10 protein-coding genes and 6 tRNA genes are annotated in these 9,873 nt (G+C 73.5%); 9 read left to right on the forward strand and 7 right to left on the reverse strand.

Going from position 1 to position 9,873, the window contains the following annotated elements:
• Positions 1–7: 7 nt before the first annotated feature.
• Complete coding sequence (locus tag ACWGIF_RS29090) at positions 8–496, reverse strand: SRPBCC family protein (RefSeq protein ID WP_453501912.1); 489 nt, start codon at positions 494–496, stop codon at positions 8–10.
• Between the two features lie 126 nt (positions 497–622).
• On the opposite strand from ACWGIF_RS29090, the gene ACWGIF_RS29095 reads away from it, so the two are divergent.
• Positions 623–2,938 carry an SCO7613 C-terminal domain-containing membrane protein gene (locus ACWGIF_RS29095; RefSeq protein WP_453501913.1) on the forward strand — a complete coding sequence of 772 codons (2,316 nt, stop codon included), beginning with the start codon at positions 623–625 and terminating at the stop codon, positions 2,936–2,938.
• Between the two features lie 49 nt (positions 2,939–2,987).
• Here the strand turns inward: ACWGIF_RS29095 and ACWGIF_RS29100 are convergent.
• Positions 2,988–3,059 (reverse strand) — tRNA-Val (locus tag ACWGIF_RS29100).
• Positions 3,060–3,105: 46 nt separating this feature from the next.
• Positions 3,106–3,552 (reverse strand): TIGR02611 family protein, encoded by a 447-nt coding sequence (locus ACWGIF_RS29105; RefSeq protein WP_453501915.1) that lies wholly within the window; start codon positions 3,550–3,552, stop codon positions 3,106–3,108.
• Positions 3,553–3,729: 177 nt separating this feature from the next.
• Here ACWGIF_RS29105 and ACWGIF_RS29110 point away from each other — a divergent pair, with 177 nt between their 5' ends.
• Together ACWGIF_RS29110 and ACWGIF_RS29115 are read left to right on the forward strand one after the other, a co-directional pair.
• Positions 3,730–4,143 (forward strand): SsgA family sporulation/cell division regulator, encoded by a 414-nt coding sequence (locus ACWGIF_RS29110; RefSeq protein ID WP_030011909.1) that lies wholly within the window; start codon positions 3,730–3,732, stop codon positions 4,141–4,143.
• Between the two features lie 199 nt (positions 4,144–4,342).
• On the forward strand, positions 4,343–4,963 hold the full coding sequence (locus tag ACWGIF_RS29115; protein WP_453501917.1) for a CGNR zinc finger domain-containing protein: 621 nt from the start codon (positions 4,343–4,345) through the stop codon (positions 4,961–4,963).
• Positions 4,964–5,186: 223 nt separating this feature from the next.
• Here ACWGIF_RS29115 and ACWGIF_RS29120 read toward each other — a convergent pair whose 3' ends face one another.
• Complete coding sequence (locus ACWGIF_RS29120; protein ID WP_453501918.1) at positions 5,187–5,651, reverse strand: hypothetical protein; 465 nt, start codon at positions 5,649–5,651, stop codon at positions 5,187–5,189.
• Between the two features lie 188 nt (positions 5,652–5,839).
• On the opposite strand from ACWGIF_RS29120, the gene ACWGIF_RS29125 reads away from it, so the two are divergent.
• Complete coding sequence (locus ACWGIF_RS29125; protein WP_453501920.1) at positions 5,840–6,334, forward strand: DsbA family protein; 495 nt, start codon at positions 5,840–5,842, stop codon at positions 6,332–6,334.
• Between the two features lie 20 nt (positions 6,335–6,354).
• Here ACWGIF_RS29125 and ACWGIF_RS29130 read toward each other — a convergent pair whose 3' ends face one another.
• From ACWGIF_RS29130 to ACWGIF_RS29140, 3 genes are read right to left on the reverse strand one after another with little or no spacing between them, the layout of a single operon-like run.
• On the reverse strand, positions 6,355–7,197 hold the full coding sequence (locus tag ACWGIF_RS29130; RefSeq protein ID WP_453501922.1) for a GNAT family N-acetyltransferase: 843 nt from the start codon (positions 7,195–7,197) through the stop codon (positions 6,355–6,357).
• A gap of 43 nt (positions 7,198–7,240) precedes the next feature.
• Entirely contained in the window at positions 7,241–8,062 is an 822-nt protein-coding gene (locus ACWGIF_RS29135; protein ID WP_453501924.1) for an aminotransferase class IV, read from the reverse strand.
• The gene (locus ACWGIF_RS29140) at positions 8,059–9,141 is read right to left on the reverse strand and encodes a chorismate-binding protein (RefSeq protein WP_453501926.1); all 1,083 of its coding nucleotides are present in this window, start codon (positions 9,139–9,141) and stop codon (positions 8,059–8,061) included. The genes ACWGIF_RS29135 and ACWGIF_RS29140 overlap by 4 nt, the downstream gene beginning before the upstream one ends.
• A 180-nt stretch (positions 9,142–9,321) precedes the next feature.
• On the opposite strand from ACWGIF_RS29140, the gene ACWGIF_RS29145 reads away from it, so the two are divergent.
• From ACWGIF_RS29145 to ACWGIF_RS29165, 5 genes are all read left to right on the forward strand, one after another.
• Positions 9,322–9,394 (forward strand) — tRNA-Gly (locus ACWGIF_RS29145).
• Between the two features lie 39 nt (positions 9,395–9,433).
• Positions 9,434–9,507, forward strand: a tRNA-Cys gene (locus ACWGIF_RS29150).
• A 1-nt stretch (position 9,508) separates the two neighbouring features.
• Positions 9,509–9,580, forward strand: a tRNA-Val gene (locus ACWGIF_RS29155).
• 19 nt (positions 9,581–9,599) lie between these two features.
• Positions 9,600–9,671: transfer RNA gene (locus ACWGIF_RS29160), tRNA-Val, on the forward strand.
• A 60-nt stretch (positions 9,672–9,731) separates the two neighbouring features.
• Positions 9,732–9,803: transfer RNA gene (locus ACWGIF_RS29165), tRNA-Val, on the forward strand.
• Positions 9,804–9,873: the final 70 nt, after the last annotated feature.

Below are 9,873 nucleotides of genomic sequence, written 5' to 3' on the forward strand. Positions count from 1 at the left end.
GGCTGGTTCAAACCGCTTCCGGCAGGCCGTCCAGCCAGGCCGCGAGACCGCGGCGCCCGGCGCGCATCATGAGCGCGTGGTTGAGCCGGAACAGCGGCCGTCCGGGCAGGGCGAGGAGCCGCATCAGGGGTCTGCGCACCTCGACCTCCTGCTCGTACAGGACGCGGGTGCGCGCCGTGCCCGTTCCGGCGCGCGGGCGTACGGTCCACCGCGCCCACCCCTCTATGTCGCCGCGCAGGGACACTTCCAGGACGCCGCGGGCGGGGTCCCGCAGCAGTTCGGTCGCCGTGACGCGCAGCGCGTACGGCAGGAGTGAGCGGAAGGTCGCGGTGCCGGTGCGGTCGTCGACCGGTTCGACCCCGCGCACCTGGGGCCACCAGCGCGGGTACTCCCCCGGCCGCTCCAGGACGGCGTAGACGGCTGCGGGCGCGGCGTCGAGGTCCCATACGCTGCGGAAGCGGTAACGGCTCCATCGGTACGGGCGGTTGCGGTCCATGAGTCCAGTCTGGCCCGGCGGGGCGGTCCCCATGCGGCTGCGCCGGGCCTTGCCTGTGGGTACTCAGGGCCGATCTGAGTACGCACGCCCATGTCCTGACCGCGTGAGCGGCGCCACACTCCGCATATGAACAACCCCCTGCCGCCGGCCGAAGAGCTGGCGCTCGTCGACCGCGAGCTGGCGCAACTCGATGCCCGCCGACTGTATTTGCTGGGCCGCCGGGACTGGCTGCTGCGCCTGCTCCACACGCCCGTAGCCGCTCCGGTGCACTGGGGGCCCGCCGCTCCCGCCAAGGACGCCACCGCCCCGAGCGCGCAGAACGTGCTGCTCACCCTGGGTGCCGTGCTCCTGGGGGTCGCCGCGCTGGCGTTCACGCTGGTCAGCTGGGGGTCCCTGGGGATCGCCGGCCGCTCGGTGGTGCTGGCCGCGGTGACGGCGGCGGCGCTGGGCGCACCGGCGCTGCTGCTGCGCCGCGGGCTGCGGTCGACGGCGGAGTCGGTCGCCGCGGTGGGGCTGCTGCTGACCGTGCTGGACGCGTACGCGCTGTACGCGGTCGGGATGCCGGACACCGACGGCACGGCGTATACGGCGGGGGCGGCCGCGGTGCTGGCGGCGGTGTGGGCCGGATACGGCTCCGCCCTGCGCACGCTGCGGATCCCGCTGCCGGCGGCCGTGCTGGCGGCACAGTTCCCGCTGCCGCTGGCGGCGCTGGCCGCACAGCCGGGTCCGCTGGAGCTCGGCTGGGCGCTGCTGGCGACGGCGGCGCTGGACGCGGTGCTCGCGCTGCGTGCCCGGGCGGCGGCGGTCCCCGCGGCCGTGGTGGGCACGGCGGCGCTGCTGATCGGGGCCGTCCAGTCCTGGTCCGCGGAGTCGGCGGCGCAGGCCGCGGGTCCGGCGGCGCTGCTGCTGGCGGGCGCGGCCCTCGGTACGGCGGCGGCCTGGCGGGAGCCGCGCGCCTGGGGCGCCGCGCTGGCGGGCGGCCTGGCGGTGGTGGTGGCCCTGGGCGGCGTGGCCCGGCAAAGCCTGACCCCCGCCTGGTCGGTGGTGGCGCATCTGCTGGTGGCGCTGCCGCTGCTGGCGGCCGTACGGGTACCCGCGCTCCCGGTGGCGGTGCGGCGCGGGCTGGCCCGCGCCGGGGCGCTGGCGGCGGCCCTGGCGGCGCTGACGGCCGGTGCGGCGGTGGCCGCGGTCCTGCCGGCCCGGCTCCGGGTGCTGGAGGAGGTGTGGGCGGCGACCACCCCGGCCCGGGATCCGGGAGGGGCGGGGGCTGCGGCTGCGGTGGCCCTGCTGATCACGGCGGGAGCGGCCTGGTGGCTGTCGCGGGTGCTGGCGCGGCCGGAGCCGGCGGTGGTGGCGGTGGTCCTGTCCTGGGCGGGGCTGTTCACGGCCCCGGTGCTGCTCGGTTTCCCGGTGGCGGCCACGTTCGCCGCGCAGCTCGCGGTGACGGGCGCGGCGGGTGTCCTCGCGCTGCGCTCGCCGGCGCGCGGTGCCGGGATCGCCGCCGCCGTGTGCGGGCTGGTGGGGGCCGCGAACGTGTCCGTGGGCGCGCTGGACGGACGGGCGGCGACTTTCGCGGTCTGGGGCCTGCTGGGGGCGGCCTGTGCGGCGGGAGCGGCGTACGGACCCGCTCCGCGCCGGGTCCGCGCCGGGGCGGCCGTGTGCGCCGTCGGGTACGCCACGGGCGTGGTGGTGGCCGTGGGCGCGGTGACGGATCTGGCGGTGGTCTGGTGGGCGCTCCCGGTGCTCTCGGTCCCGGCGCTGGCGGCGGCGCTCGGGCCGCGGCTGGGCGGGGTACGGCTGCCCGTCGAGATCGCGGCGGCGGTGGCCGGCGCCCTGGCGGTGGCCCTGTCGGCCGGGCGGGCCGGGACCCTGGCGCTGGTCCTGGCGCTGGCCGGGGTGATCTGCGCGGGGGCCGCGGTGCGGCCGGAGCGGCGCGTGCTGGGCTGGGCGGCGGGGGCGCTGTTCGCGGCGGCGACCTGGGTCCGGCTGGCCGAGGCCGGGGTCACGGCGCCGGAGGCGTACACGCTTGCGGTCACGGTGCCCGCGCTCGTGGTGGGCTTCCTGCGCCGCCGCAGGGACCCGCAGGCCTCGTCCTGGACGGCGTACGGCCCGGGCCTGGCGACGACCCTGCTGCCGAGCCTGCTGGCGGCCTGGGGGGACCCGGGCTGGACGCGGCCGCTGCTGCTGGGGGCGGCCTCGCTGGCGGTGACCCTGGCCGGCGCCCACCGGCGGCTGCAGGCCCCGCTGCTGCTGGGTGGCGCGGTGCTGGCGGCGGTGGCGCTGCACGAGCTGGCCCCGTACGTGGTGCAGGTGGCCGGGGCGCTGCCGCGCTGGGTGCCGCCGGCCCTGGCGGGCCTGCTCCTGCTGGCGGTGGGGGCGACGTACGAGAAGCGGCTGCGCGACGCCCGCCGACTGCGGGACGCGATCGGCCGGCTCCGGTGAAACGCCAGAGGCCCGGAGACTGTGAAAGTCTCCGGGCCTCTGGTCCGGGTGGGCGATACTGGGTTCGAACCAGTGACCCCTTCGGTGTGAACGAAGTGCTCTCCCACTGAGCTAATCGCCCGGACGCACCGCAAACATTACCGCATGTCAGCGGCGCTCCCCGACCATCACTGGTCCTTGAGGTTCCAGGGCAGGACGAGCCCGTACTTCCACAGGTAGAAACCGATCAGCGCGCCCGCGATGACGAGGCCCACGCTGGTCAGGATGATGTTGCGGCGGCGGACCTTCGGGTCGAGCGCCTTCTGCGCGGCCTCGGTGACCTTGCGCTTGGTCCAGCGCAGCACGAGGTGGGCCCAGGCGAACTCGGTGGCCCAGATCGCCAGGCCCGCGAAGATCGCCACCCAGCCGGGGCCGGGCAGGACGAGCATGGCCACGCCGGCGGCGATCACCGCGAGACCGACGACGAAGACGCCGACCTGCCAGCTGAGGTGCAGGCTCCTGCGGGCCTTGACGAAGGCGGGCGCCTTTGAGACGTGCGGCATTCCCGCACCGGTGTCCGTGGTGGTTTCGTCGGCGGCGGAATCATTGGTTCCGCGGTCACTCCCCGTATTCATGAGGTCGAATCTACCCGAGTCCGAAGCACACGCGAATGACCGTTTGGATCCGCCGTCCGAGGGACCCAGAGGTCCGCAAAACGGTCAGAGGGGTTTACAACGGCACCGTAGGTGGCATGTCGATTTCGCCGACGTGCGAATCCCCGAGCGCACACTGAGCGAAAGGCCCTGGCGCTTATGAACACCACGGTCAGCTGCGAGCTGCACCTGCGCCTCGTTGTGTCGAGCGAGTCCTCACTGCCTGTTCCCGCGGGCCTGCGGTATGACACGGCCGACCCCTACGCCGTGCACGCCACCTTCCACACCGGCGCCGAGGAGACGGTCGAATGGGTATTCGCCCGCGACCTCCTCGCGGAGGGCCTCCACCGGCCCACCGGTACCGGCGACGTCCGCGTCTGGCCGTCCCGCAGCCACGGTCAGGGCGTCGTCTGCATCGCCCTGAGCTCACCGGAGGGAGAAGCGCTGCTCGAAGCACCCGCCCGAGCACTCGAGTCGTTCCTCAAGCGGACGGACGCCGCGGTCCCACCCGGGACCGAACACCGGCACTTCGACCTCGACAAGGAGCTCTCCCACATCCTGGCCGAAAGCTGAGCCAGGCCTCCAGCCGCTCGACACCGTCCGACTCGGGGCGACGGTGCGGGTCGGACAACCACATACGGCAGTGCCGGCGCTGTTCCCCGCGGAAGCCACCCGCGAGGACGGCGCCGGTGTGCTCTGCGGGACCCGCTATTGTCGGGCGGCAGCGGCGGCACCGTCCGTCGTCGCAGGCCCGGCCCTTGAGGGAGACCCCGTGCAGATCCCCCACGACACCCGTCGCGCGCTCGACGTCGTCGTCGCGCTGGTGAACACCGCGGCCGAGACGGACCAGCCCGACGGGCTCTCCGACATCGGCGCGCTGCGCGGATTCGTCCAGGAGTACTCGATCAGCGACGTCGGCGAGCTCAGCGCCCGCGACCTGGCCGGCGTGCGGACCGTGCGCAGCAAGTTCGCCCAGGTCTTCGCGGCGCCGAACCCCCGTGCCGCGTCCGTACTGATCAACGAACTCGTGGCGACCGCGGGCACCACCCCGCAGTTGACCGACCACGACGGCTACGACTGGCACGTGCACTACTTCGCGCCGGGCGCGTCGGTGGGCGACCACCTCGCCGCCGACGGCGGCATGGCACTGGCCTTCATCGTGGTCTCCGGGGAACAGGAGCGGCTGCGCCGCTGCGAGGCCCCGGACTGCCGGCGCGCCTTCGTCGACCTGTCCCGCAACCGCTCCCGGCGCTACTGCGACAGCCGGACCTGCGGGAACCGGCTGCACGTGGCGGCGTACCGGGCGCGGCGCAAGGAGGCCGACGCCGGGCAGTCAGAGCATGAAGAGGTCGTGCACGGCGGCGAGCAGCAGCAGGACACCGATCACCGCTAGAAAGATCATCAAGGGCGGTTGGGAGAGCGCGAAGAGACAGCCTCGCGGCTCCTCGGCGACGGGAGCGGGTACCGGCACGGGCACCGAGGGGTCACTCTGCGATGTCTCGAACATGTCGGGGCGATGATGGCGCAGCGAGCCGCCACGCGGCCTTCAACACGCCAACATCCGCGCGGTAGTTCGCCCGATCTCGTGACCGAGTCCCCGGCCCGGGTCCCCGGCGTCAGATGCCGTGCTTCTTGAGGATGGCCTCGATGTCGGAGAAGTCGTCCGCGGGGGCGGCGGCCGGCGGCTTCCGGCCCGCGGCGGACTGCGGACGCGGCTGGGCGCCGGATCCGGCGGCACCGAGGGACGGTGCGGAGGCGGCCGGGGCGACAGCCTCCGGGACCGTACCGCCCTTGACCTTCTTCGCGGACTTCCCGCCCGCGCCGAGGCTGCGGCGCTCCACGGCCCGGGTGGTCACGAAGAGCAGCCAGGCCAGCGTCAGCAGTCCGAGGCCGGCCCAGACGGTCGGCTTGAAGACCATCCCGGACACCCACTCCACGACGCCCGTCATCACGAGGCCGACCGGCACCAGCGCGTACGCGGTGATCCGCGCAGCGGCCAGGAACCGCTTGCGGTAGGCGGTCAGCGCGGCGATGCCCAGGCCGGCCGCGGACACCGCGGCGCATATGGTCTCGGCAAGCATGCGGTCCTCCGGACTCTTGGCGGCAGGTCGATCCGTCCCTGTCCATCCTGCACCGCCCCTCGCCCCGCGGGCCAGGTCACAAGCCGTCCCCGGGCGGATCTCGGGGACATCTCCGGGTCGCGCCTCATCCCTGAGGCCGGGTCGGCGGGCCGGTCGGGGGCCGGGGCGGGGGCTGGGAGACTGGGCGCATGACCGATTCCGTGATCCTCGACGTCTGGTGCGAACTGCAGTGCCAGGACTGCCGCAGTGCCCTTGACGACGTGCGCGCCCTGCGCGCCCGCTACGGCGACCGGCTGGACATCCGGCTGCGCCACTTCCCCCTGGAGAAGCACAAGCACTCCTTCGCCGCGGCGCAGGCCGCCGAAGAGGCCGCCGAGCAGGGGCAGGCCTGGCCCTACGCGGAGGCCGTGCTGGCACGCGCCGCGGAGCTGGGCGAGCGCGGCGAGGCGGTGCTGCTGGACGTGGCGCGCGAGCTGGATCTCGACGTCGAGGAGTTGGACACGGCCCTGATCGACGGGCGGCACATCCTGATCGTCGACGCCGACCAGGCCGAGGGGAAGGCGATCGGTGTGACCGGCACCCCGACGTACGTGATCGACGGCGAGCGCCTCGACGGCGGCAAGAGCCAGGACGGCCTGCGCGCCCGCATCGAGGAGATCGCCGACCGCCTGCTCGCCTCCTGAGGCCCGGCCCCGGAAAGGACCTAGATCAGCTCCTTGACGGCGTTCACCGTGGTGTCCCGGTACCCGAGCGACTCGTAGAGCCGCCGGGCCGGTGTGTTGCCCTCGACCACGTACAGCCCCAGGTGGCGGGCGCCGGCGGCCGGTGCGCTGTGCTCGGCCAGCAGCATCAGCGTCCGGCCGTGGCCGCGACCGCGGTGTTCGGCCGCGACCTGGACGTCGTACACGTAGGGGATGCGGCCGAGGCCGGGCAGTTCGCGCTCCCCGACCCAGACGCTGCCCAGGACCGAACCCTGAGGCGTCTCCACGACGTGGAAGGCCGTGCCGGGGGTGTCCCGCCCGGCCGGGAGCATCCTTGCGTGTTCGGCGCGGGACGCCGCCACGCCCTGCTCGGCGGTCATGCCCGGGGCGACGAGACGGGGGGCGTATTCCACGACGGCGCGCTCCAGCCAGACGTCGAACTCGGCCTGGGTCATGGGGCGGGCGGTGCTGCCCGCCGGGAGCGCGGGCGGTTCGGCCGGCAGCTCCTTGACCATGATCCGGCCGGTCTCCCGGTAGCCGAGGGCGGTGGCCATCCGCAGCGCCGGCTCCGCGTCGGCGGGAACCGAGACGGCGACGCCGGTGCAGCGCCAGGAACGCAGCACCTCCTCGGCGGCGAGCGCGGCGACCGTGCCGCGTCCGCGACGGCGGTCCGGTTCGTCGATCCACAGGTCCCGGATCACGCCCATCGCCGGCTGGGCGGCGGACCGCGTGGCCAGTTCGAGGGTGCCGACGTGCCGGCTGTTGACCCGGACCTCGTAGGCCCGGGAGCGGGTGCCGTCGTCGTTCTGCTGGAGCGGCTGCGCGGGCCGCAGGGTGGTGGTCATCACTTGGAGTTCTACCGGTCCTGCGGCCCCGCGTCACCGGTGTTCACGGATCGAGGTCCGCGCCGGCCCTCGCCTCGAAGATCCGCATCACCTCGGCCGTGACCGGTCCGGGGGCGGTCCCCAGCTCACGGTCGTCGACCCTCAGGACCGCCTGGGCGTCGCGCAGGGAGGAGGTCAGCAAGATCTCCTCGGCCTGCTGCAGCACCTCGAGGGGCACGTCGGTCTCCTTGGCGCCGGCCCAGTCGACGACGAGGGCCCGGGTGATGCCGGCCAGGCAGCCGGAGGCCAGGGGCGGCGTGTGCAGTTCCCCGTCCAGCACGACGAAGACGTTGGAGCCGGTGCCCTCGCAGAGGAGGCCGACGGTGTTGGCGAGGAGCGCCTCGGAGGCCCCGGCCCGGTGCGCGGCGGCGAGCGCGACCACGTTCTCGGCGTACGAAGTCGTCTTGAGGCCGGCCACGGCCGAGCGCTCGTTGCGGACCCAGGGCACCGTGACGACGGCGGTGGTGTCGGGACGGCGGGCGGACTCCGCGACGGCGGCGATCAGGGTGGTGCCCGCGTCACCGCGGTCGGAGCCGAGCGGGGAGACGCCGCCGGTGTAGGTGATGCGCAGGCGCCCGTGCTCCACCGGGTTGGCCTCCAGTACGGCGGCGCAGGCCCGGCGCACCTCGTCGAGGTCGGGGTCCGGGAGACCGAGGCCCCGGGCCGAGCGGGTCAGCCGCTCCAGGTGGCGGGTGAGTGCGAAGGCCCGGCCGCCCTCCGCCTTCAGCGTCTCGAAGACGCCGTCGCCCACGGTCAGTCCGTGGTCGAAGACGGACACCTTCGCGGCGTCCACGTCCCTCAGCGCTCCGTCGAGCCAGATCTTCATCGTGCCGTCCTTCCCATCGTCCCGTTCGCCCCCTGTGTACGGGGCATCTCGTGGCCTGACGCCACCCGCAGCAGACGGGCGGCCTTCAGCTCGGTCTCCGCCCACTCCCGGTCCGGATCGGAGCCCCACGTGATGCCGGCGCCGGTGCCGAAGAGCAGGCGCGGGCCGCCGGGTGTCTCGCGGTCGATCCAGAAGGTGCGGATGCCGACGGCGAGCTCGGCGGTGCCCCGGTCGGCGTCGACCCAGCCGATGCCCCCGCAGTAGGGGCCGCGCGGGGCGGTCTCCAGGGCCTCGATGATCCGCAGGGCGGAGGTCTTGGGTGCTCCCGTGACGGAACCGGGCGGGAAGGTCGCGGCGAGCAGCTCGGGCCAGCCGGCGCCGTCGGCGAGCTCGCCGCTCACGGTGGAGACGAGGTGGACCAGGCCCGGGTGCTCCTCGACGGCGCACAGTTCGGGGACGCCGACGGAGCCCGTCGCGCAGACCCGGCCGAGGTCGTTGCGCACGAGGTCCACGATCATCACGTTCTCGGCGTGGTCCTTGGGGAGCAGGTCCCCGACGGTGCGGCCGGTTCCCTTGATGGGTCCGGACTCGACGTGGCGGCCGGCCCGGCGCAGGTACAGCTCGGGGGAGGCGGTGGCGATCTCGACGCCGTGCGCGGCGAGGCGAATCGTTCCTGCGAAGGGCGCGGGGTTGCCGCGCGCGAGGAGCGCGGTGAGTGCGTCGACGTCGGCGCTGTCGGGGTGGGGCAGCGGCGCGGACATCACGCGGCAGAGGTTGGCCTGGTAGACCTCACCGCGCGCGATGTGCTCGCGGATGCGGCGTACGCCGTCGACGTACGCGGCGCGGTCGAGCGAGGAGGTCCACTCGTCGGCGCCGGGTCCGCGCCAGGCACCCGGGACGGGCGCGGGGACGGGGTCGGGGCGCACGTCCCCGAAGCGCGCGCAGACGAGCCTCCCTTCGAAGTCGGCGGCCACCGCCCAGAAGCCGGTGGACTCGAGGGCGGCGGGATCACTGGTGACATCGCGGAGGTCGGTCGCGAGAAGGCCGCCGAAGCGGGCCATGGGGAGCAGGTCGTGCACGGCTGCGAGTCTATGACCGGTGACGCGGCGGCGCCGGTGGGGTGACCACGGGGTGACCCGTGGTGAACGAGTGGCAGCACGCTGCGGAAACGCGTTTTTGAGCTGGCCCGGGAATCCGCTAGAGTTCAACACGTCGCCAGGGAGCGAAGGGGGAGAACCCCGGAGCGAACGCGGTGACCTGCGGACGTAGCTCAGTTGGTAGAGCACCACCTTGCCAAGGTGGATGTCGCGAGTTCGAGTCTCGTCGTCCGCTCGAAGTGGGGGATCTTCCCGAGAACCCCTGCAGCTCCATGGTGGAGTGGCCGAGAGGCGAGGCAACGGCCTGCAAAGCCGTCTACACGGGTTCAAATCCCGTCTCCACCTCCAAGGACGATTAGCTCAGCGGGAGAGCGCTTCCCTGACACGGAAGAGGTCACTGGTTCAATCCCAGTATCGTCCACTGATCCGCAAGGATCCCCGCGCGATTAGCTCAGCGGGAGAGCGCTTCCCTGACACGGAAGAGGTCACTGGTTCAATCCCAGTATCGCGCACGCAGCACCTCGCAGTACCGCACCACCTGTTCGACCTGCGGCTTTCGAGCCGTAGAGCCCGCGCGATTAGCTCAGCGGGAGAGCGCTTCCCTGACACGGAAGAGGTCACTGGTTCAATCCCAGTATCGCGCACCGCCTGAAAGCCCCGGCCGTTTCCACGGCCGGGGCTTTCGCGTTCCCCCGCGCAGGCCATGAAAAAGGG

This window comes from Streptomyces sp. NPDC054849 (genome assembly GCF_053610945.1).

Excerpts from the sequence above, each read along its gene's own strand:
- ACWGIF_RS29090 (WP_453501912.1), bottom strand. The coding sequence starts at position 496 with ATGGACCGCAACCGCCCGTACCGATGGAGCCGTTACCGCTTCCGCAGC.
- ACWGIF_RS29095 (WP_453501913.1), top strand. The coding sequence starts at position 623 with ATGAACAACCCCCTGCCGCCGGCCGAAGAGCTGGCGCTCGTCGACCGC.
- ACWGIF_RS29105 (WP_453501915.1), bottom strand. The coding sequence starts at position 3,552 with ATGAATACGGGGAGTGACCGCGGAACCAATGATTCCGCCGCCGACGAA.
- ACWGIF_RS29110 (WP_030011909.1), top strand. The coding sequence starts at position 3,730 with ATGAACACCACGGTCAGCTGCGAGCTGCACCTGCGCCTCGTTGTGTCG.
- ACWGIF_RS29120 (WP_453501918.1), bottom strand. The coding sequence starts at position 5,651 with ATGCTTGCCGAGACCATATGCGCCGCGGTGTCCGCGGCCGGCCTGGGC.
- ACWGIF_RS29125 (WP_453501920.1), top strand. The coding sequence starts at position 5,840 with ATGACCGATTCCGTGATCCTCGACGTCTGGTGCGAACTGCAGTGCCAG.
- ACWGIF_RS29130 (WP_453501922.1), bottom strand. The coding sequence starts at position 7,197 with ATGACCACCACCCTGCGGCCCGCGCAGCCGCTCCAGCAGAACGACGAC.
- ACWGIF_RS29135 (WP_453501924.1), bottom strand. The coding sequence starts at position 8,062 with ATGAAGATCTGGCTCGACGGAGCGCTGAGGGACGTGGACGCCGCGAAG.